General features: G+C 36.6%; 19 protein-coding genes. 3 read left to right on the top strand and 16 right to left on the bottom strand.

The window, feature by feature from the left end:
• Nucleotides 1–157: 157 nt before the first annotated feature.
• The 10 genes from QOX35_RS04700 to QOX35_RS04655 all read right to left on the bottom strand — a co-directional run bounded on the left by QOX35_RS04700 (nt 158) and on the right by QOX35_RS04655 (nt 7,769).
• Complete coding sequence (locus QOX35_RS04700) at nt 158–793, bottom strand: trimeric intracellular cation channel family protein (protein WP_135104934.1); 636 nt, start codon at nt 791–793, stop codon at nt 158–160.
• An 81-nt stretch (nt 794–874) separates the two neighbouring features.
• A complete protein-coding gene (mnmA, locus tag QOX35_RS04695) occupies nt 875–1,951 on the bottom strand; it encodes a tRNA 2-thiouridine(34) synthase MnmA (protein WP_283685977.1) in 1,077 nt (358 codons plus the stop codon).
• 110 nt (nt 1,952–2,061) lie between these two features.
• Nucleotides 2,062–2,544, bottom strand: coding sequence for a hypothetical protein (locus tag QOX35_RS04690; protein WP_283685976.1), 483 nt, complete (start codon nt 2,542–2,544; stop codon nt 2,062–2,064).
• Between the two features lie 45 nt (nt 2,545–2,589).
• Nucleotides 2,590–3,099 (bottom strand): hypothetical protein, encoded by a 510-nt coding sequence (locus tag QOX35_RS04685; protein WP_283685975.1) that lies wholly within the window; start codon nt 3,097–3,099, stop codon nt 2,590–2,592.
• Nucleotides 3,100–3,144: 45 nt separating this feature from the next.
• Nucleotides 3,145–4,347: a putative hexosyltransferase gene (locus QOX35_RS04680; protein WP_283685974.1), complete on the bottom strand. Its 1,203-nt coding sequence runs from the start codon at nt 4,345–4,347 to the stop codon at nt 3,145–3,147.
• Nucleotides 4,348–4,356: 9 nt separating this feature from the next.
• The gene (locus tag QOX35_RS04675) at nt 4,357–5,289 is read right to left on the bottom strand and encodes a DMT family transporter (protein ID WP_283685973.1); all 933 of its coding nucleotides are present in this window, start codon (nt 5,287–5,289) and stop codon (nt 4,357–4,359) included.
• Between the two features lie 41 nt (nt 5,290–5,330).
• Entirely contained in the window at nt 5,331–5,960 is a 630-nt protein-coding gene (locus QOX35_RS04670) for a DUF2238 domain-containing protein (protein ID WP_283685972.1), read from the bottom strand.
• Nucleotides 5,961–5,978: 18 nt separating this feature from the next.
• On the bottom strand, nt 5,979–6,524 hold the full coding sequence (locus QOX35_RS04665) for a nitroreductase family protein (protein ID WP_283685971.1): 546 nt from the start codon (nt 6,522–6,524) through the stop codon (nt 5,979–5,981).
• Nucleotides 6,525–6,529: 5 nt separating this feature from the next.
• Entirely contained in the window at nt 6,530–7,165 is a 636-nt protein-coding gene (locus tag QOX35_RS04660) for a DUF6624 domain-containing protein (protein WP_283685970.1), read from the bottom strand.
• Nucleotides 7,166–7,169: 4 nt separating this feature from the next.
• Complete coding sequence (locus QOX35_RS04655; RefSeq protein ID WP_283685969.1) at nt 7,170–7,769, bottom strand: riboflavin synthase; 600 nt, start codon at nt 7,767–7,769, stop codon at nt 7,170–7,172.
• A 197-nt stretch (nt 7,770–7,966) separates the two neighbouring features.
• Here QOX35_RS04655 and QOX35_RS04650 point away from each other — a divergent pair, with 197 nt between their 5' ends.
• The 3 genes from QOX35_RS04650 (at nt 7,967) to QOX35_RS04640 (ending at nt 12,432) form a co-directional block, all read left to right on the top strand.
• Complete coding sequence (locus QOX35_RS04650) at nt 7,967–9,055, top strand: phosphotransferase enzyme family protein (RefSeq protein WP_283685968.1); 1,089 nt, start codon at nt 7,967–7,969, stop codon at nt 9,053–9,055.
• Nucleotides 9,056–9,176: 121 nt separating this feature from the next.
• Nucleotides 9,177–10,613: a PDZ domain-containing protein gene (locus QOX35_RS04645; protein WP_135104925.1), complete on the top strand. Its 1,437-nt coding sequence runs from the start codon at nt 9,177–9,179 to the stop codon at nt 10,611–10,613.
• Nucleotides 10,614–10,818: 205 nt separating this feature from the next.
• Nucleotides 10,819–12,432, top strand: coding sequence for an ABC-F family ATP-binding cassette domain-containing protein (locus tag QOX35_RS04640; protein ID WP_135104924.1), 1,614 nt, complete (start codon nt 10,819–10,821; stop codon nt 12,430–12,432).
• Between the two features lie 658 nt (nt 12,433–13,090).
• Here QOX35_RS04640 and serB read toward each other — a convergent pair.
• From serB to QOX35_RS04610, 6 genes are all read right to left on the bottom strand, one after another.
• A complete protein-coding gene (gene serB, locus QOX35_RS04635; protein WP_283685967.1) occupies nt 13,091–14,311 on the bottom strand; it encodes a phosphoserine phosphatase SerB in 1,221 nt (406 codons plus the stop codon).
• A gap of 44 nt (nt 14,312–14,355) precedes the next feature.
• Nucleotides 14,356–15,693: an argininosuccinate lyase gene (gene argH, locus QOX35_RS04630; RefSeq protein ID WP_283685966.1), complete on the bottom strand. Its 1,338-nt coding sequence runs from the start codon at nt 15,691–15,693 to the stop codon at nt 14,356–14,358.
• Between the two features lie 3 nt (nt 15,694–15,696).
• On the bottom strand, nt 15,697–16,140 hold the full coding sequence (locus QOX35_RS04625) for an SRPBCC family protein (RefSeq protein ID WP_135104921.1): 444 nt from the start codon (nt 16,138–16,140) through the stop codon (nt 15,697–15,699).
• A gap of 13 nt (nt 16,141–16,153) precedes the next feature.
• The gene (gene pyrE, locus QOX35_RS04620) at nt 16,154–16,783 is read right to left on the bottom strand and encodes an orotate phosphoribosyltransferase (RefSeq protein ID WP_006843174.1); all 630 of its coding nucleotides are present in this window, start codon (nt 16,781–16,783) and stop codon (nt 16,154–16,156) included.
• 666 nt (nt 16,784–17,449) lie between these two features.
• The gene (locus tag QOX35_RS04615) at nt 17,450–18,883 is read right to left on the bottom strand and encodes a RagB/SusD family nutrient uptake outer membrane protein (RefSeq protein WP_283685965.1); all 1,434 of its coding nucleotides are present in this window, start codon (nt 18,881–18,883) and stop codon (nt 17,450–17,452) included.
• Nucleotides 18,884–18,901: 18 nt separating this feature from the next.
• Nucleotides 18,902–22,018, bottom strand: coding sequence for a SusC/RagA family TonB-linked outer membrane protein (locus QOX35_RS04610; protein ID WP_283685964.1), 3,117 nt, complete (start codon nt 22,016–22,018; stop codon nt 18,902–18,904).
• Nucleotides 22,019–22,341: the final 323 nt, after the last annotated feature.

The raw sequence follows: 22,341 nt of genomic DNA, 5'->3' as shown, positions 1-22,341 counted from the left end.
TTTATATAATCGTTATTATCTTGTTTTTTGCTATGCAAAAGTATAAAAATTATCGAACAAACCTCCTAAATTTTACTGAATGAAGAATATTCATCCCAAAACTATATGGATATCATTTCTGAAGTGTATAACCGCGGTATAAAAAATTATCCCTTACCTAATCCTCTCCTTTTAGTATCGGCAATTTGATATGATATCTGGTAGCAAAAAATCGAATCACCACTACAAATACGGCTGTGGAAACTTCTATCACTAACAGTTGGATATCGAAATAATAAAGAACACTAAACAATATTCCACCTAAAATACAGGCAACGGCATATAACTCCTGAGTAAATACGATAGGAACTTCATTGATAAGAATATCTCGTATTATCCCCCCTACGATACCGGTTATGGTAGCCATAGATACACATACCCATATCGGATAACCGAGCGCCAAAGCCTTCTCGTATCCTACTACAACAAATAGCCCGAGACCGATACAGTCGAACCAAAATATCGTATTATTGAGATGAACCAGATATTTACGAAAACCAAGAACTATGATAAAAGCAAAAAGCGTACACCATATATAACGGCTCGCCTGCATCCAAAATACGGGAACATCGAGAAGAAGATCACGAAGAGTTCCTCCTCCGGTAGCGGTCACAAAGCCAATGACAATAGCGCCAAACCAATCGAAACGCTTCGCCGAAGCCAAACGGATACCACTGATGGCAAATGCTATTGTACCCAATACTTCAATTATATCGACAACCTCTATGTTTGTCAAATCAGCAAAAAAGAACATGGTAGAAAGAATTATGTTGTGAATTGTGTAAGGTGGCAGTTTTACTAATAAAACCTACGTTGCCACTATATGAAAAAATATTTAATCTTCATCATTTGCAATCATACCGCTACCAATACACAGTTTAGAGTCGCTGTCGTACACCACACCAAACTGTCCGGAAGCAATACCTTGCACTTTATCATCAGAATATATACGGTATAAGTCCCCTATTTTTTCAATCCTACCCCTGGTAAATTCAGGGGTATGACGTATCTTGAATGTTATATCTTTAGAGCCTTCAAAGTCGCCCCAAATATCTTCGGTGATAAAAGAAAATCCGGCCAGATTTACCACTTTCCCATATTGGGTTTCCGGGTCGTATCCGTTAGAAACATACACGATATTTCGTTTGGTATCTTTCTTGATTACAAACCAAGGTCCGCCACTCAGCCCTAAGCCTTTGCGTTGCCCTATGGTATGATACCAATACCCATCATGCTTACCCAGTATTTTACCTGTTTCCAGCTCTACGATCTTACCTTTGCGCTCACCCAGATATCGGCGAATAAAATCATTATAATTGATCTTACCCAAAAAACAAATACCTTGGCTATCCTTACGTTGAGCCGATGGCAGTCCTGCCTGTGCAGCAATAGCCCTGACTTCGCTTTTAAGCAAGTTACCTATTGGAAACATGAGCTTAGAAACCTGTAGGTAATCTATTTGTCCAAGAAAATAGGTCTGATCTTTAACATGATCCTTAGCTGTCGACAGCCACGTCTTGCTATTTATTTCTGTAGTTGTAGCATAGTGACCTGTCGCTATCTTGTCAAACTCGTGTCCCCATTTTTGTTCGAAACATCCAAATTTGATCAGCTTGTTACACATCATGTCGGGGTTGGGTGTAAGACCACGCTTCACCGCATCTATTGTATAGCTCACTACATTCTCCCAATACTCTTCATGTAATGATACCACTTCCATTTTACAACCATATTTTTTAGCAATATATGTTGTAATTTCTATATCTTCTTCTGCAGGACAATCAATATAACCTTGTTCGTCCTCCATACCTATTCGTATATAAAATATCGTAGGATCGTAGCCTTGTTCTTTAAGTTGATGTACAACCACAGAGCTATCTACGCCTCCCGATACCAACGCTGCAATTTTCATTCTTTGAAAGGATAATTAATGCGAGATAAAATAATCTGCAAAATTAGTAAAAATAGTTGTAAGTTTAGAGTTATCTATTATAAGATATTAAGCGATGAGATTCTCATATATCACCTATTAACCAGAGACTTCAAGAGCCCCAAAGTCAGCCCGGCTCCAATGCGAACATAGAATTGACCTCTGCCATTAAACGTATTGTAGTCATAACCTGCCGAAACATAGCACATGTAAGCGTCAAAATACAGGTTAGGCGATAAGACGATGCCATTACCACGTCCGAAGCCAAAATTATAACCCGCATCAAACTTAACGGCGGCTGTAAATGGAGAATAATTGTTTGTAATAACAAAGAATGAAGCAGGCTTTATATTTAAACCTGAAACCGATGACGAAGCAGGAGAAATATAATCTGTACCTCCGCCTATTCCGAATATGAAGGGTGCGGATTTATCATTCAATACAAACTGAGGAATGTAGCTATTTACTGAAAGCTGCAATCTATCTTTTTGAGCAAACTGAGCGCCAACACCTAGATATTGAGCGAACGCCATGATAGGCATCAGCATAAAAAAGACAAAAAAGACTTTCCTCATTATACTATATTTACAGATACTAAAAATATGATTATTATCCGAATATTACCATATTTCGGTTTTCACAAAGGACTTGATAGAACCCATACCAAAACAAAATCCGGCACGGACAAAGAACTGCTGTTCGTTTCCTGTTACATTAAAGTCATACCCCGCTTTTGCAAAAAAGAATTTATAATCTATATATACATTCGGAGTGATTACAATTCCATCTTTACCATGCCTGAAGTTAAACAAATAACCTGCATCGCATCCCACAAGAACTGTTACCTTATTTTTATTGAATAACGATTCGCTGATAAAACTAGTAAGCTGTATAGGTTTCAGGTTTAGTCCTGCAACAGGTGAGCTCCCTCCCGTGTAATCGATACCACTGGATATAAAAGAATTGAAAGGATTCTTTTTATGCCATACCGGATAAGAGGCGTTGGCTGCAAACTGGAAGTCATTTCCTTTTCCTTTGGCATCGGCATACTGAACACCTACTCCTAAAAATTGAGCAGAACAGGCCAATGGCAAAAGTATAAATAGCAATATGATTCTTACTTTCTTCATCACATTCAAATAATATTAATCTACAAATTTACTCTTTATTTTCAACTAGAATTCTTTTTCGACCACATTGGTTCTCAACGATTTCACAAAATCCGTCACAACCAGCATTATTATACCTAAATATAAGAGAGATACAGCTTTCCATGGAATAAGATTAAAAAAAGATAATACCTTCAAAGGATTAACATTATTATCTCCAAGAAATACGCCAAAATAATTAAGCGTTCTTATATAAGAATAAAATGAAACGAAAAGTATCCCTACAGCCAAGTATGCTTTTCTCGGGTAAAGACATATATATGCAACAGCTATTAAATCTCCGAGATACATATAACGTTCACGCATTCCAGGTAGGACAAAAGGGCAAATGATGCAACTTAAGAAGATAAGCTTTACCCATGATTCCAGTGTGAATATGTATTTTTTCTGCATAAGTATAAAACCCATTGATAAAACAAATATTGCAGTAAAAAGCATGCCATATATCTTATCCGCTGGGATGAAGTACTCTATCCATATATAAATATTCGGAAAAAATGAGACTAATGCATTATCAAAATTAGATTGCATCTGGTATACTAATATCAAATCCGCTAATGGACGCCCCATAATCCATGCCGGCAATAAAGAAAAGACATACACAGTGGGAATAATAAAGAAGTAATACCATTTAATTCCTCCTCTTATCATATAGATAAAGAAAAATGGCAAAAGGACACTAGCCTGAGCCTTAAAGGCGAATGCTATCCCAAGAAATATCATTGACATAATATTTTTTCGTTTCAACAGGAAGAATACACTTCCTATTGCAAAAGAAGAATAAATAGAGTCGCACTGAGACCAAAGTGCTCCATTTAGTATAACTGTAGGCAACAAAGTGGCAAGGGTAAACGATATCCATCTGGCCGTATTATTTTTACTTACCAGATAAACCAAAGCTGAAATAAAATAAGCAGCTAAAAAATCGAATAGTAATGAAACTACCTTTATGCTATAAAGTGAGTAAACATCAATTTTAGCAAGTAATATAAGTATGTAAATATAACTCGGCGTATAGTTATAAAAAGAATCCTTTAGTGAATAAGCATATCCATTATTCCTGATATATTCGACCCACTCATTCAAAAAGAATTTATAGTCACAGTATATATAGTCAAAAAAGAATAGTCTCACAACTACCCCTAATACTATCAACAATAAACATGTTATTTTTACTTTACCAGTTTTCTTAAATATATCCAAATCCATACTAATATTTTAATTAATATTTTGAGTTACTTTGTCTATATCCGCTTTCGATTTACTTGCTGTTACCAGATACACGCCCATAAAAATAAGGATACCAGCAATCAGTTTATCTATTGTAAATTTATCCATTCCCACCGATATTGCGATAAAGGAGGCGATGAGAGGTTGTAAATTATTATACATCGCTATCGTGGTCGGCCTTATTCGCCGTTGAGCCAATGGAATCATCATATAAGTGAAAAATGTAGCACCCACGAGTGTAAACCCGACAAGGAGATAGGGTAATATATCCTTTTGACTAAATAACGGAGCCTCTGTTATTTCTTTATAAAAAATTGGAGACAAGACAATCGCTGAGTAAAGAAACATCCATTTCATCAATGTGATAGGCGAATATTTAGTTGACAACGGACGTGTTATAACCAAGTAAAAGGCATACGAAAAAGAAGCACTCGCCACCGACAAGTTTCCGATCATATCCGCTTCCTGTCCGGGATGTCCCAAATGACTCGTATATACCAAAAATATAGCACCGGCGGCACCGACAACCACACCTCCTACTTTCTTTGCCGTTACGGGTTCTTTTAGTACAATGGCTGCTATAATCATAGCAAACAAGGGTCCTGCTGTAGTTATTATAGAAGCATCGATAGTAGACGTACGGCTAAGACCATAAGCAAAAAGCCCCTGATTGAGTACCATACCAAAAAGTCCACCGACAAATAGAATCAACATATCTTTTTTCTCTATCTTTTCTTTTGGAGTGAATAAAGAAGTAAACCAAAAAGCAAGTGCTCCAAATAACATACGCATAAGCGTCATGCCAAACGAAGATAGGTATCCATGAGAATATACATATTTGTTGACAGGGATATTGATTGCAAATACGCAAATCACAATGAACATTATAATGTTCCCCTCTTGTTTTGGTGTCAATCTCATTATTTTAATTGCAAGTTAGATGTATATCTAAAAAATATTGATTAATTATTTTTTTCTGAATAATCAGGACGAGCCATTTTATTTATTTGCCTATCCTGTAATCTTGAAAAGAATATCAGCATACAAATAGCCCCGATCATAGCACAAAACATATCCGACTGGGTATCCCATACATACCCTTGTGTACCCAGAAAATCTTCTGCTCCGTCTCCCGACAAAACCGCAGTCCACCACTCTATCAGTTCGTAAAAGGCACTAATTGCTAGACAAATGCAAGTAACAAAGAATGGAATCCAGCCTTTCTTCCGAACCACATCCAAACGTATGAGCAGCTCACGAGCAACCATAGCAGGAATAAAGCCTTGTGCAAAATGCCCGACCTTATCGTAATTATTCCTGTCCTGATCAAAAACCTCTTTTACACAATCGAACAGCGGTACGCGGGCATAAGAATAATGAGCTCCCACAAACAAAATGATAAGATGGATGAGAATAAAAATATAGGTCATATCCGTAAAGCGAAATCGCTTGAAAGTAGTCATCAATATAACGACTGCCGCAAGGCATATCCCGGCTTCCAAAAACCATAATCCGGCCTCATAGGGCTGATACCCCGACCAAACTGCTACCAGGGTAAAGATGATAAGAAAAAACCAATATTTCTTCTCCATAGGAAATGTGAAATAACTCTATTTGTATGTGTTATATGAAATCACCTCTTCAGTAGTCTTCCGTTTTTTGTCTCGTAAAGGTTGAGCCGGATAACCGATAATAATGTCAAGTACCACTCTCTTATTGTCTGGGATATTGAGTAATTTCTTCATTTTCGATTCGGCAAACCAACCCAATATACAACTTCCCAATCCTTCAGCTTCTGCTGCAAGGCAAATATGTGCGGTAGCTATACCGATATCCAGAAATGCAAAATGCTTGTCTTTTACAATACCACCAATTCCCGAACTCAAATTTACTTTTTCTTCAACTACTACGATATGAACAGGAGCTTGCTTCGTAAAATGATTTATCCCCAACAGACGAGCTGAAGCAGCATCGGCCACCTTGTTCTTCAATTCGGGTTCGTCGACTACAATAAAATGCCACGGCTGCGCATTGCATGCCGAAGGAGCTAAACGTCCGGCATCAAGTATGCGGGCTATAATTTCTCTATCTACTGCACGTGTAGTATCAAAAGCTCGTGTACTTTGGCGATGCTTCACCAGTTCGTAGAAATCCATAAACCTTAGTCTCCTATTATTTTTATATGCATACGTTCCACTGTCATTTTCTTATCCCAAGTAATAGCATTACTACCAAAAGATTTCAAATATTCATCCATAGATGACAAATTCATTTTCTTCCTTCTATCATCTACATTTTCCACGTCTTCAATAGGCCATACATAACCGTTGATGATTTGTGAACCATAAATCTGAGCTTTATTAGCATACACCAATATACGATCTTTAAATATAGCGTAGAGGTCAGGAACAATGCTTCCTTTTATATATCCTTCTTCAACTATATATGCATATTTATTCATATAGGCACTATCGGAATGCTGTATAACCAGAAATATTGCCATATTACCCTGAAAAGACAAGTCAGAAGGCCATCCAATCGAATCGAGTAAATGGGATACAAATAGTTGATTCTCTTTATCAACCTTTTTCATTATAGTTAGTACACTATCTTTTCGTTCCTTTAAATAATCACTTCCAGCATACTGAGTATCAATATTTATTAAACTTTTGCGTATACCCTGATCTGCATTATACATTTCAGATAACTTCTTCTCTAGCAAAATCTTTGACCCTTCTTGAGACAATATTGAAACAGAGAAAAATAAAAAGAATGAAAGAGTAATGTACTTTTTCATAAGGTCAAAGTTGAGTGATGCGGCTGATGTATTTACCTATAATATCAAATTCGAGATTAACCACACTACCTACTTTAAATTGATGGAAGTTCGTATGCTCGTATGTATATGGAATAATAGCAACCTCAAATGTATTATTTGTAGGATCAACCACGGTAAGACTGACACCGTTAACAGTAACAGAACCTTTATCAACAGTAAGATATCCTTTTTTTGCCATTTCCCGGTCAAATTCATATTCGAACTTAAAGTACCAGCTACCGTCTGCTTCACGTATTTCAATACATTTTGCTGTCTGGTCTACATGTCCCTGTACAATATGGCCATCGAGACGTCCGTTCATCAGCATACTGCGTTCTAGATTTACTTTATCTCCGACTTTCAGCAAGCCAAGATTTGAGCGCTCCAATGTTTCCTTTATAGCTGTCACTGTATATGTATCTCCCTCCAGATTTACCACTGTAAGACAAACACCGTTATGCGCCACACTCTGGTCTATCTTCAATTCGTGAGTGAATGAACATTTCATTGTAAGGTGCAGGTTTTCGGCTTCTTTACGTAACGATACTACTGTTGCTGCTTCTTCTACTATTCCTGAAAACATGATTTATTTCCTTTAATTTATTATATAATTTTTTCGCGGTATAAAGTTACGTATTTATTTAGAGTCTATTTATAGATTTTTACTTTTTGTAGTCCTTCTACATTCTTCTCTAAACAATGCAAGCTTAGAATTAGGAAGATTTCGTTATTTTTGTATCACAGATAAATCGCGCAACCTTATTTATATCATTTACCATTATGAAAGAAACACTAATAAATTTGGGCTACAAATTTGCTTTTGACGGAACAGTAAAAGAAATTCGCCCTATGGGAGAGGGACTTATCAACGATACTTTCTTTGTAGAAACAGAAGGAAACAGCCCCAATTATATTCTTCAACGCAAGAATAAAAACATATTCAAAGACATTCCATCCATGATGGAAAATATCCATAAGGTAACCACACACCTAAAGCATAAGATAAAAGAACAAGGTGGAGATCCGCTTCGTGAAGCACTTACCGTTACTCCCACAACCGAAGGGAAGTTATATTACAAAGACGAAGAAAATGAATATTGGGCAGCCTGCTTATTTATAGAAGATACGATAACATATCAATTTGCCGATTCGCCTGAGCTGGCAGCACAGGGAGGGAAAGGCATCGGAAAATTTCAGGCTATGCTGGCTGATATGAAAGAACCTCTGGCAGATATACTACCCGGATTTCATAATATGCGCATACGTTTCAACCAGTGGGATGATGTGTTGGCTAAAGATCCCGTAGGCAGAAAATCGCAGGTACAGCAGGAAATAGGTTGGATAGAGAACCGTAGAAAAGAGATGTTGGACTTCTGGACAAAAGCAGAGACAGGGGAACTACCGATGCGTGTGACTCACAACGACACTAAAATAAGCAATATCTTGTTCGATAAACAAGAAAATGTACTCTGTGCAATCGATCTCGATACAGTACTTAACAGCATCTGCCTCAATGATTATGGTGACGCTATTCGTTCTTATGCAAATGCAGGTAAAGAAGATGATGAAAATCTCGACAATGTGTACCTCAAAATGGATATTTTTGAAGGTTACACCAAAGGCTACCTATCCGAGACAAAAGTATTTCTTACTCCAGCCGAAATAGAGAACCTTGCATTTTCAGCGAAATATATCACATTCGAACAAGTGCTTCGCTTCCTGATGGATTACATAGACGGAGACAATTATTATAAGGTTAAATATGACACGCATAATTTAGTACGTACCCGTGCACAATACAAATTATTAGAATCGATAGACAAAAATTACAATCAAATGCTTGCCATTATAGATAAATTGGCAAAATAACAAAAAACAAGTTTAGCCCGCATAGAGAAAATTTTAGAATTATCTTTTTTCGGCAAGAGATAACATGCATTTAATCTATTAGTTCTATCTTTGTGCTCTAATTTTTCAATCTGGTCCCAAAATGAACAAAGTACTTTATATTATTCTTCTTTTATTAATAACTCCCTTTTACGCAAAAGCCCAAGACTATGAAAAAAACTGCTATTACGGCATAACATTCGAAGTTAGCAGAAACCAAAACTGGGGTTATGGAGAATTGGTTATTACGGGAGTAGAGCCCAACTCTCCTGCCGAAAAATCAGGAATAAAAATCGATGATATAATAATGGAGATCAATGGGCAGGCCACATATCTGAGAGACAATCAGACCATCGCAAACTGGCTGTTTGACAACAAATATGATCCCGAAGTAAAATTTACAATTCGCAATATGAATACTTACTTTAAGGAGTACCCGCTTATGCGTAAATGTATTGCGACCAATTCAGTAAGCGAAAAACAATTATCTGAAGTATACTCTTTTTATAGCCTTGAAAACACCAATCATCAGATATTTACGCTACCGCTACATGTACAGACAAACTCTGATGTAGATTTCACAGATTATCACACGTACGACTTTTATGATGCGGGAAAGAATGTGCCGGCTATAGACAAGCAAATTACAACCTTATTAGAAAAAGAATTACAGTCGAAAGGTCTGGTTAGAGATACTTCAGATCCGGATATAGTAGTACAGGCATATTACAGCTACTCGCCCAACAACAGATACACCGGGTTGAACAACCCGAATTATAACCCTATGTCGTTGAGATACGACTGCGACAAAAATCAACTGGTACTTCTACCTATATTTGATTCCAATGATCCTAAAGTAGGCTCTTCGGCTCAATACGTAGTGGAATATGGCTTTAGCTTCTATGATCGTAAATACATAGATAATTCGAAGCTAACTCAAATATGGGATTGTAATATCAAAGATTATCTTTCTGCTCAGTATTCGCTCGAAGACTACGTGAAGCTTCATACACCTTTGATGCTCAAACAGTTTCCGTATACTCAAAACAAGAGAGAAGCTAATTATATTGTAGAAACAAACAAATATAATTATACAGGGATTTATTATGATGCAGATGATCTGGGACATATCAAAGATGTAGATTTTAATTCCCCTGCTTATATTGCCGGTATACGTCCGGGCTACATTATAGAAAAGGTAAACAACAGAAAGTTTGAACGCAACAAAGATGTCCTGTCTGCCGGATATCGTTATTTCATAGATGATACAATGGTATTCAGAGATCAAACCACTCGCTTTACCAACTCGGAAGGCTTTTCCGACTGTATGTTCTGGAGTGCAGGATACTATAATGACATTGCGAAAGAATTTACAAAACCCGATTATTTTACGCAATTTTCTTATCTGTATGGCTTCGAAAAATACATCAATAACAAATCGGATAATAAAATCACAATCGAAGCTTGGGATGGAATACAAAGACGTATTTTTCAAATCGTTCCTGAAATAAGACATTCTGTAACAATCAGAACTTTGTGAGAATATAATAAATAAGAAACAAGCAGTAAAAGCTATTTCTTTGTAAACGAAGAGTGAGACTGTCTTTAGTCTAAATTATAATATAATTTTATTCCTAAAGGTTGGTATGCTTTGATTATCAGCCAATAATTTGTACCTTTGTGCCCGCATTTGGGTAATGAGATATTATCCTATATCGTATATAATCTGTAATTGAATAATAATAATGATAACAGTTTCTAATCTAGGGATTCAGTTTGGAAAAAGAGTACTTTTCCAAGACGTGAATCTTAAATTTACAAGTGGCAATTGCTATGGTATAATCGGCGCTAATGGCGCAGGGAAATCTACACTTCTCAAAATACTTAGTGGCGAAAAAGATGCTACAACCGGAACATTTTCTTTAGGACCGGGTGAGCGTCTCTCTGTATTGTCTCAAGATCACTTTGCGTTTGATGATCAAACGGTAATGAACACCGTTCTGCAAGGGCACAGTACGCTATGGAGTATTATGCAAGAAAAAGATACTCTGTATGCCAAAGAAGATTTTTCGGATGCAGATGGTATCAGAGCATCGGAGCTTGAAGAACGATTTGCCGAACTTGAGGGATGGAATGCAGAGAATGACGCAGCCATGCTACTTAGCGGACTTGGCGTAACCGAGGATTTGCACTATCAGATGATGGGCGATATGAGCGGTAAGCAAAAAGTACGTATTTTGTTAGCACGTGCCTTGTTTGGTAACCCTGACAACCTGCTTCTCGATGAGCCGACCAACGACCTTGATATTGAAACTGTAATGTGGTTGGAAAACTATCTAGCAAATGCAGAGAATACAATATTGATTGTATCGCACGACCGTCACTTCTTAGACTCTGTGTGTACACATACTGTAGATATAGACTTTGGTAAAGTAACTATGTTTGCGGGTAACTATAGCTTCTGGTACGAATCGAGCCAATTAGCTTTGCGTCAGCAACAGCAACAGAATAAAAAAGCTGAAGAAAAGAAAAAAGAACTGGAAGAATTTATTCGTCGATTCAGTGCCAATGTTGCAAAATCGAAACAAACCACCAGCCGTAAGAAGATGCTCGAGAAGCTTAATATTGAAGAAATTAAGCCATCGTCTCGCAAGTATCCGGGAATCATCTTCACACCTGATCGTGAGCCCGGAAATAAGATATTGGAGGTAAACGGGCTGAGCAAATCGATAGAAGGGAAAGTATTATTCAACAATGTCAGCTTCAATATAGAAAAAGACGACAAGGTTATCTTCCTTTCGAAAGATCCGCGTGCGATGACTGCTTTCTTTGAGATAATAAATGAGTACGCTAAGCCTGATGCTGGAACATTCAGCTGGGGACAAACTATTACCAACGCTTATCTACCATTGGATAATAGTGATTATTTTAAAGAAGATCTGAATCTGATCGACTGGCTATCACAATTCTCTGATGATACAAGTGAGATCTATATAAAAGGATTTTTGGGCAGAATGCTATTTTCGGGTGAAGAAGTACTAAAAAACACAAAAGTACTCTCAGGGGGCGAAAAAATGCGCTGTATGATAGCACGCATGATGTTAAAGAGCGCAAACTGCCTTGTTCTCGACTCACCTACCAACCATTTAGATTTGGAATCGATACAGGCTTTCAATAATACACTCATTCAGTTTAAAGGGAATGTATTGATGGCGTCGCACGACCACGAATTTATACAAACTGTCTGTAATCGTGTAATAGAATTGACACCGAACGGAATTATCGACAAGATCATGGATTATGATGATTATATCACTTCGGAGGATATAAAATCATTACGAAACAAGATGTACAAATAATTAACATATATCTAAAAGCGATAATTCATTCTGAATTATCGCTTTTTTACATCAACAACAACCTTAAAAAATAGAAACAAACACGATAAGCCTATCATTTTTCCATTTCATTAACACCTTCGTGTATTTTTAACATAACTACTATCGTTAATATCAAATATTTGCCTATATTTGTATTGGCTACAGATGTGTAGCTAACACACAATAGTAAAATTTTGCCAATAATGTGGCATAAATATATATTTTCCTGTTTATAGAGATAGGAAAATGATAGAATATCAGGAAGGAGTTATTTAGGGTGTTCTGGGCATTTGTAACCCCCAATATCCGAGTAAGTCTCCTTATTTATTACCGACCTTACAGATTTAAATTTCCGCTTGTGAAAGTGGATTTTGAATAGCGCGGTTATTGGGTATAACTCCTTTCAGATATTATTATAATCCCAAAATATCTAAAAGTTATACTTGATACGGAAAGAAAGTTCCTATATATCTTTTCTGTGCAAAAAATTACGTTCCATATATTTTCAGACTTCTACCAATTGGATATTACATATTTATCAAATAAAGATAAAACATCACGAACATCCGTGTTAATACTAAAAAAAATAGGCCATCCCTTACAAGACAGCCTATTTAAATTTATATTTTGTATTCGTTTACTTTTCTCCTTCGAGCATAGAATCTCTATAACCCAAGAAATATAAAATACCATCGAGACCTACATTGGATAAAGATTGTTTCGCATTTGCTTTCACTTTTGGTTTAGCATGAAAAGCAATACCTAGTCCTGCAATATTCAGCATAGGAAGGTCATTGGCCCCATCTCCTACTGCTACAGTCTGACGAATATCAACCTTTTCTACTTGTGCCAACAAGCGAAGTAACTCGGCTTTACGCTTACCATCCACTATATCGCCTACATAATTGCCAGTCAATTTACCGTCTTCAATCTCCAATTCATTTGCATAAACATAGTCGAAACCATACTTGTCTTTCAAGTAATTTCCGAAATAAGTAAATCCGCCGGATAATATAGCCAGCTTGCATCCGCTCTTCTTCAATATGCGGATAAGGCGTGTCATCCCTTCCGTTACAGGCAAATTCTCTGCAATATCCTGCATCACAGACTCATCCAAACCTTTCAACAAACTAACACGTTTCTTAAAGCTTTCACTAAAATCTATTTCTCCTCGCATAGCGGCTTCGGTAATAGCTTTCACTTCATCTCCCACTCCTGCACGTTCGGCAAGCTCATCTATAACTTCGGTCTGAATCAATGTAGAGTCCATATCAAAGCAAACCAAACGACGCATACGGCGATACATATTTTCTACCTGAAAAGCGATATCAATACCCATATCATCCGCAAGTTTCATAAAGTCATGCTTCAGGGCATCTACATCATCTACAGTTCCTCTGATTGACAATTCAATACATGAACGGCTTGGACGCTCCGAAGCAGCCAATGGAACACGACCTGTCAGACGTATTATCTTTTCGATATTTAATTTATGTTTCTGACTCACCTGTGCTACAGCCGAAATATGAGAAGGGTCTAAAACACGTCCCAGAACTGTAACTATATATCTATTCTTTGTTCCCTGAAGATTCACCCAGCGGGTATAATTGTCCTTACTGATGGGTGAGAATCGGATAACAACGCCCAATTCTGTAGCTTTAAAAAGCAAATCTTTTATAACGTCTCCAGCATTCGTTGCTTCAAACATAATTGCCAAAGAAAGAGAATGATGTATATTAGCCTGCCCTATATCAAGTATATTGGCATTGTGATCTGCTAAAACCGCAGTCAAGGCTGCAGTAACCCCGGGCTTATCCTCTCCTGACAAGCTCGCCAGGATTATTTCAGATTCTTTCATATATAAATATTAAGCTATGCATTAAAACTTATTTGGTAAAGAATTCAATTCTCTCCAAGTAATTTTGTCTCAGCAGATATCACTTTCTCAAATTCGAATTGATCTACAACCTGCTGCTTGAGTATATCAATACGATCATTGCACAGGTTACCAATACTACCTTCATGCGTATGATGTACTTCTTTATTGTGACTAAAATTCCCTTTTTCGATTTCCAGTCCAACTTGCTTATAAGCATCACGGAAAGGAACACCCTCGAGAACCAGTCTGTTAACTTCTTCGACACTGAATATCAAAAGATATTTAGGATCATCCAGTATATGTTCGTTTATCTTCACTTCACCCATCATTTGCGCAACCATCTGCAAACAATCATTCATTTCTTCAAATGAAGGAATAAATAACTCTTTTATAATTTGTAAATCTCTGAAATATCCGGATGGAAGATTATTGGTAATTAACGTTATATTGTTCGGCAAGCCTTGCAACTTATTGCATTTTGCCCGTGTAAGTTCAAATACATCAGGATTCTTCTTGTGAGGCATTATGCTCGATCCTGTAGTATACTCGTCAGGCAATTTAATAAATCCAAAATTCTGACTGTTGTATAAGCATGCATCATACGACAATTTAGATAATGTTGCAGCAATATTAGCTATGGCAAAAGCGACTACACGCTCCATCTTACCACGTCCCATCTGTGCATAAACAACGTTATAATTCATGGAGTCAAAACCTAACAAATCGGTTGTCATCTGACGATTGAGGGGAAATGAAGATCCATATCCTGCCGCCGATCCGAGTGGATTCCGATTGCATATTCGATATGCAGCCAAGAGTAACTGAAGGTCATCTACAAGACTTTCGGCATAAGAACCAAACCATAGTCCAAAAGATGAAGGCATAGCTATCTGCAAGTGCGTATAGCCGGGCATGAGGATGTTTTTGTATTTCTCACTTTGCAGCAAAAGGACATCGATCAGTTTCGTAACCGAATTTACGAGAGAATGAATCTGATCACGGGTAAAAAGTTTCAGATCAATCAGTACCTGATCGTTACGGGAACGACCACTATGGATCTTTTTACCGATATCTCCCAGCTTACGGGTAAGCATAAGTTCTACCTGAGAATGCACATCTTCGATGCCATCCTCTATTACGAATTCGCCGGAAACTGCCTGTTTATATATTCCTTTCAGCTCTTTGATTAAAACAGCCTGTTCTTCTTTTGTCAACAACCCAACAGACTCTAACATGGTGATGTGAGCCATAGAGCCTAAAACATCATAAGGAGCAAGATATACATCCAACTCCCTGTCTCGTCCAACGGTATAAGACTCTACATCTTTATTTACTTGAACGCTTTTTTCCCAAAGTTTCATTGGCTATTCCTCTATTCTTCCTTTATTCAAAATATCAGCATAAGGTAAAGCAGAAAGGCTTTCGGCTACCTTATCTAATCCTGCCTGCAATGGTTTAGAAACCATCGGCTTCAAGAAAGGATTCAAATCAGCTTTAATCGTGAGCTTCATCTTAGTTTCGTCATCAGCTGAGGATTTTAGTTGTATCCACATTGTGACATCAAAAGGTAATTGCTCTGCCTGAAATTTTATTGTTTTATTGGGGTCACGTTCAACCACAACAAAACGTATTTTTCCGACCGGATCAACAGTAACGGTACACGAATCCTGATCAAAGGACAAATCTTTGACCATATTCTGTGGTATCTTATCTTTAGCCAGTTCCAGATTGTTCAAATCGGAAAGCACTGTATATATATCCGCATCAGAATGCGGAATAGTTTTTACTTCACTTACAAATTCAGCCATTATATATTATGGATTATTTCCAATCTGCCGGAGACTTTCTCCATTCCTGTAATGTATCCAGATCAGACTCGGCGATATATTCTATGCGTAAAGCCTCTTTTAGGACAGCATCGTAATCGGTAAGAGTAATTAGCTTCACATCAGCTTTTTTGAAATTTTCTGTTGCAACAGGAAAACCATATGTAAAATTAGCAACCATTCCAATTACCTCAGAGCTATCGCGACGAATCGCCTCTACTGCTTTAAGACTACTCGATCCTGTAGATATAAGATCCTCTACGACCACAACCTTACTCCCTGGTTTCAACTCACCCTCTATAAGATTTTCCAATCCGTGATCTTTAGGTGTGGCCCGTATATAAACAAACGGTAAGCCTAATGCATCAGCGACTAAAACTCCGGGTGCGATAGCTCCTGTAGCAACTCCTGCTATAGCATCAGCCTCCTGAAAATTTTCGAGAATAAGACGAGATAATTCGGTTTTAATAAAAGTACGTATGCGAGGATACGATATCAACTTACGATTATCACAATAAATAGGTGATTTCCATCCTGACGCCCATGTAAAAGGGTTTGAAGGTTGCAGTTTAATAGCCCTAATACTAAGTAATTTTTCAGCGGTCAGTTTCTCTAAAGTGTCCATTTTTGTTTGATATAAATAACAACAATCAATATTATTCGGTTACAAATATACAATTAATAGAAATAACAAAAGAAATTATACCATAAAGAAAATATGAAATAAAAATAAAGAACGTTTTATAACGCAAAAAGGAGCTACTTAATGAAAGTAACTCCTTTTGTATAGAAAGTCGTATTGGTGGATATACCGAAACTCCGTAAAACAGGATTTGAGTGCTTCGATCCCTTTGTAATCCACCGCGCTAAGCAACCCGAAGGTGTGGCCCGCCATTAGAATCAAAAGCTTGTCTCGGTCATTTTTTAATTGATGAGCTTCCCAATCGACCAACACGACTTAAATCTTTATATCAAATATATGAATATTTATCCTTCACTCCAAATAAAACCTCAATATTTTACTTGTTTTTGCTTCGTACTACAGCCGCATCCCGAACATCCGCAGCTACCTTTTTGCTCATTCTTAGAAAAAAAGAATCCGTAAATTTTAAACAATACAAGGAAGGCAACAGATAGGCCTATAATACCAACAATAATTTCTTGAAACATATATTTATCCTCCGTTTCTGAAAACAAAGTTACATAAGATAAAAGAAAGATGACGTTAAAGAGAGGTTAAAAGACATAAAAAAACTCCAAGCAAGAGCTTGGAGTTTTCTAATATATATTCCTAATACCCTTTATTTTGAACCAAATTTTTATTCTTTTGAATATCTGAATTTGGAATAGGTAAAGTAAATAAGTCATTCGGATAACTCATCGCAGGTGTTGATACCGAACCTCGACCTGCAGGGATTCCTTTTTCACTACGGAATAAATCAAAACTTGCATGCCCTTCAAAGCACAACTCTCTTCTTCTCTCAGCTAAGATAAAATCCTTCAATTCAGTCCATGAAGCAAAGTCTGCAGATTTAACCTCAGATGCTTTAGAACGAGTTCTTATTTCATTTATTAAAGAAATTGCATCAGCATTTACTGTTTTTGATTTATAAACTAATGCTTCTGCTTTATTTAATAACACCTCCGCATATCGTATTATTGGAGCATTATCATATGATAAACCACGATATTTTTCATTCCACCATGCACCATTTTTATCAAGAGCTAATAATTGAGTCTTTCTTGTATCCGTATCTTCAAAAGAACTCACAAACGTAGGATTAACCTGAATATCTGCACGTCCAAGCTGGCCATAATGTTGACCAAGAGAATTATTCGTATTTGGGTTATCCCCCTTATTATGAGCGACAAAAAAGACAATCTCCTTACTTCCTGTTATAAGAGCCGTAAATACATCAGCCTTTTGATCTTTAACCAATTCGTATGATAAAGCACCATCACTAGGACTTATAACTTTATTAGCATAAGTTATTGCATTATCCCAATCTTTCTGATAAAGATACGCTCTTGATAATATTGCTCTTGCAGCAGCTTTTGTAGCCCTAAAAGCATTTTGATATGAATCATCGTATGAACCTGGGAGATTAGTTTCAGCGTATTTAAGATCATCAACTATAAACTTATAACAATCTGCAACAGTAGATCTTGTTACATTAAGACTTTCCGTAAAAGCTGTACCTCCATCATATGCTTTAGTGATCAATGGAACACCTAAGTCTCCAGCTGTAGTATATTGTTGCCCGTAGAAGTTAAGAAGGTATAAATAACATATAGCTCGTATAAATCTAGCCTCACCTGTATATTTTAAATATAAACTTTCATCTACTAAGTTTTTATTAGCCTCTATACCTTCTAAAAATACATTCGCTTCATAAATAGTACGATATCCCCCTTCCCAATTATCAGACGCATATCCATCTGTTGATGTCATAACGTATGTAGACAGAGCATTAAAATATGATACGGGATTTACATCTAATCCACGGACATCTACATAAATCTGAGCACGTCCACCTAAAAATTCTGCATTCTGCAGCGCATCATACATACCAATCGCAGCTGCATCAATTTTCTCCGCAGAGCTCATTATTTGCTCGGGAGTCTCACCCATGTAGTATGGATTATCATTCACTGCATCATATTGGCAAGAATTTAACCCCACTACACATATAAACACAGATATTGCTTTATATATATTTCTCATAATCAAAATTTTAAAAGATTAAAAGTTCAAATTTAATCCTAATGTAAACGTACGTGGATAAGGTACAGATCTATTATCGTATCCAACCTTGTAGTTACTGTTTCTATTAGTACTTAGCTCCGGATCTGATCCGCTATAATCTGTAATAACAAAAAGATTAGTTGCTCTAGCATAAATTCTCAAAGAGGTAACGCCTAACTTTTTGATAACATCTGAAGGCAATGTATAACCTAAAGTAAGATCTCGCAATCTTAAAAAATCACCTTTTTCTAGGAAACGATCTGACATTCTCATTGAAATTGCATCTGCATGATATAATCTAGGCACATTTGTTTTTTGACCTGGAGTAGTCCATCTATCTAGAATCTCTGATATATTATTATTAAGATTATTAGTCATCAAACCCTGTGCGGTTGCATTATAAACATAATTTCCACCAGCAAATTGCAAGCCAAAAGAAACATCCAAACCTTTATAAAATAAAGAGTTATCAATATTACCATACCATGTAGGAGAACCCGTTTTATCTGACAGATAATAGTCATCTGCGGTTAAAGCACCAACAGTCTCACCTTCGGTATTTGTCCATACTTTTTTCTCTGGATTATACCATTTTATATTACCATCTTTGTCATAATATCCAGCCTCTCCATTATCAGGATTAACACCAGCCCATTTATACAATTTATATGATCCTAGTGGATAATTTTCAGCTACGACATAAGGTAACTCCTCAATATTACCTGAAGAAGTAAGTTTTTTGACATTATTCTTAACTGTAGTCAAATTAAACGCAGTAGTCCAACGAAAATCAGTAGTTTGAATATTTGTGGTGTTTATCTGCAACTCAATACCTTTATTGGTCATTTCTCCAATATTTGTTGTAATATACGCATTGGGTATACCTGTATATAGAGGGACAGGAGCATCAAGTAACATATCGGAGATATTTGTAATCCAGTAGTCAAATGATACATTTAATCGTTGATTAAGGAGTAATGCATCCACACCAAAATCCCACTTTTTAACTGTTTCCCATTTCAAATCACGGTTACCCACTTGAGACATACTTACTCCATTCAAGTCGGCATACTGACCACCAGCGTACAATGTACGGCTAGCATAAGGTCCTACATTACTATTACCAACAAGTCCCCAACTAGCTCTCAGTTTTAAGTCATCAAATATTTTTGATTCCAAATTTTGCATAAAACTTTCCTTAGATAATCTCCATGCGGTAGAAACTCCAGGAAATATACCCTTCCTATTATTAAGCCCAAAACCTGAATAATAATCCATACGAAGCGAACCCTCTACATAATATCGTTCATCGTAGTTGTACGACGTGCGACCAAAATATCCAGAGAAACCTCTAGAGTTTTTTGTTCCTCCCGTATATTGATCAGTAAACAAACCATCTAGAATTTCGTTATATGTACTAAACACAAAATTACCAGCACCAGCATACACATCTTTATATGCTCTCTTTTGATATTCTAATCCAGCTGTTAAACCAAGGGAATGCAACCCGAATTTTTTATTATAGTTTGCATAAGTTTGCCAATTCCATTGAGTAATCCAAACTATATTATCTTGAACTAATCCGTTATTAGATCCTTTCCAACCAAGCCCAATCAAATCAGGGTGACTGTATTGATCCTCAAAGTTATTCAGATAGTCAATACCAATCTTACTTGTTATTTTCAATTCTTTTATTGGAGTAATCTCAATAAAAGCATTAGCCAATACTCTTTCGGATGTATTTTTATTTCTATTTAGACTTGCTGTAGCCGACGGGTGATAAAATCTGTTTCCAAAAGTATTAGACCCATTATACGAATACAAGTTATTTCCAGCACCTAAAGCCCCACTTGCCAAATAATAATTTCCATTTAATCTCTCCGGCACATTGGGTGGCGCATTATAGCCTGAAATTGTTACACCGGCTAAATATCCATCAGACAAAACTCCATCATTGGCCGTTTTAGAATAAGCAGTAGAAATACCAACCTTTAGCCAATTTGTAGCCTGAGCTTCAGCATTAACGCGAACACCTCCTCTAACCAACTTATTTCCAATTACAATACCCTCTTGCGATGTATAGTCAGCAGAAGCATAGTAGTTTGTTTTCTCTGTTGCATGCGACACTGATAATTGATGATTTTGTTGAAAAGCGGTACGGAAAATAACGTCTAACCAATTGGTTTCATCATATTTTCTTTTATCATCAGGGTCATTCAAGTAAGATTTGTTTGCGAATAATACCCCTTGTCCAAAACGATTTTGAGATTTTTCATTTTGGATAGTAATAAAATCGTTTACATTTAATAAATCTGGTGTTTTTGCGGCTTTAGCCCATCCTACATAACCAGCATATGCAACTTGAGGTTTCCCTATTTTCCCTTTCTTTGTTGTTATAAGTAAAACTCCATTAGCAGCTCTTGACCCATACAAAGCGGCAGCGGCAGCATCTTTCAAAACCTCTATAGATTCAATATCATTCGGATTAACTGTAGCTAATGGATTGAAACGAGTACCATTACCACTATTAAACACATTCAAGTTAGTAGTTTCAGTAACAGGAACCCCATCTATTACTATTAATGGCTGAGATGATAATGAAACTGAATTTGTTCCACGCACGCGAATACTAGTACCTTCGGCTAATAAACCTGAAGCCATAGATATTTGAACCCCTGCCATTTTACCAGATAGCGCTTGGTCAAAACTTTGCACTGGAAGTTGAGCAATCTTATCTCCTCCGATAGATGTTTGAGCACCAGATATCGAACTTTTTTTGACAACGCCACCGAAAGCTGTAACTACAACCTCATCTAAAGCTTGCTCATTACTCTGTAAAGTTATTCGCATATTTTGCGAAATTTTAGTCTCAACTGATTGCATACCAACTAAAGAAAATACCATTGTATTTCTTCCTTGAGGAACATTAATAGAAAAAGCTCCATCAACATCTGTTATCGTACCAATAGTTGTTCCTTTTACAACAACCGAAGCTCCAACAACAGGCTCACCAATATCATCTAAGACAATACCGGTAACACGAGTTGTTTGGGCTGTAATAAATCCTATGCTTATAAATAAGCAGGATAGAATTAACATCACTCTTTTCATCATACAAACACTACTTTAATTTCTAAATTAAAACCCCATCCCGATGCTAACACTTTGATGCAATATCAGACTTTTTAGCATCAGTTTGTTTTTTGATATACAAAATTAGGCAATTTTCACGAAAAAACAAATCTTAGATTAAATTATACAAATTTTGTCATTTTGAAAGAACAAACATAATTAAACACAGATTTACAAACATATACAAGTAGCACAAATGTTAAATACATTACATATTGAAACCATCCAGAAGCTATACACCAAAAAAACACTAAAAAAACACGCGCTTTATTCTTTCGAAAAAGCAGATTTTTAACATTTAACCA

It is taken from the genome of Dysgonomonas sp. Marseille-Q5470, assembly GCF_951230145.1.
GTDB lineage: Bacteria > Bacteroidota > Bacteroidia > Bacteroidales > Dysgonomonadaceae > Dysgonomonas.
Note: the sequence above shows the minus strand (reverse complement) of the source record. Positions and strands in the feature narration are given on the sequence as shown.

Bases quoted from the DNA above. Each gene is read 5' to 3' on its own strand.
- argH (WP_283685966.1), bottom strand. From the start codon at position 15,693: ATGAAACTTTGGGAAAAAAGCGTTCAAGTAAATAAAGATGTAGAGTCT.
- QOX35_RS04660 (WP_283685970.1), bottom strand. From the start codon at position 7,165: ATGAAAAAGTACATTACTCTTTCATTCTTTTTATTTTTCTCTGTTTCA.
- QOX35_RS04670 (WP_283685972.1), bottom strand. From the start codon at position 5,960: ATGGAGAAGAAATATTGGTTTTTTCTTATCATCTTTACCCTGGTAGCA.
- mnmA (WP_283685977.1), bottom strand. From the start codon at position 1,951: ATGAAAATTGCAGCGTTGGTATCGGGAGGCGTAGATAGCTCTGTGGTT.
- QOX35_RS04685 (WP_283685975.1), bottom strand. From the start codon at position 3,099: ATGAAGAAAGTAAGAATCATATTGCTATTTATACTTTTGCCATTGGCC.
- QOX35_RS04615 (WP_283685965.1), bottom strand. From the start codon at position 18,883: ATGAGAAATATATATAAAGCAATATCTGTGTTTATATGTGTAGTGGGG.
- QOX35_RS04680 (WP_283685974.1), bottom strand. From the start codon at position 4,347: ATGGATTTGGATATATTTAAGAAAACTGGTAAAGTAAAAATAACATGT.
- QOX35_RS04700 (WP_135104934.1), bottom strand. From the start codon at position 793: ATGTTCTTTTTTGCTGATTTGACAAACATAGAGGTTGTCGATATAATT.
- QOX35_RS04690 (WP_283685976.1), bottom strand. From the start codon at position 2,544: ATGAGGAAAGTCTTTTTTGTCTTTTTTATGCTGATGCCTATCATGGCG.
- serB (WP_283685967.1), bottom strand. From the start codon at position 14,311: ATGAAAGAATCTGAAATAATCCTGGCGAGCTTGTCAGGAGAGGATAAG.
- QOX35_RS04665 (WP_283685971.1), bottom strand. From the start codon at position 6,524: ATGGATTTCTACGAACTGGTGAAGCATCGCCAAAGTACACGAGCTTTT.
- QOX35_RS04610 (WP_283685964.1), bottom strand. From the start codon at position 22,018: ATGATGAAAAGAGTGATGTTAATTCTATCCTGCTTATTTATAAGCATA.
- QOX35_RS04655 (WP_283685969.1), bottom strand. From the start codon at position 7,769: ATGTTTTCAGGAATAGTAGAAGAAGCAGCAACAGTAGTATCGTTACGT.
- pyrE (WP_006843174.1), bottom strand. From the start codon at position 16,783: ATGGACACTTTAGAGAAACTGACCGCTGAAAAATTACTTAGTATTAGG.
- QOX35_RS04645 (WP_135104925.1), top strand. From the start codon at position 9,177: ATGAACAAAGTACTTTATATTATTCTTCTTTTATTAATAACTCCCTTT.
- QOX35_RS04650 (WP_283685968.1), top strand. From the start codon at position 7,967: ATGAAAGAAACACTAATAAATTTGGGCTACAAATTTGCTTTTGACGGA.
- QOX35_RS04640 (WP_135104924.1), top strand. From the start codon at position 10,819: ATGATAACAGTTTCTAATCTAGGGATTCAGTTTGGAAAAAGAGTACTT.
- QOX35_RS04625 (WP_135104921.1), bottom strand. From the start codon at position 16,140: ATGGCTGAATTTGTAAGTGAAGTAAAAACTATTCCGCATTCTGATGCG.
- QOX35_RS04675 (WP_283685973.1), bottom strand. From the start codon at position 5,289: ATGAGATTGACACCAAAACAAGAGGGGAACATTATAATGTTCATTGTG.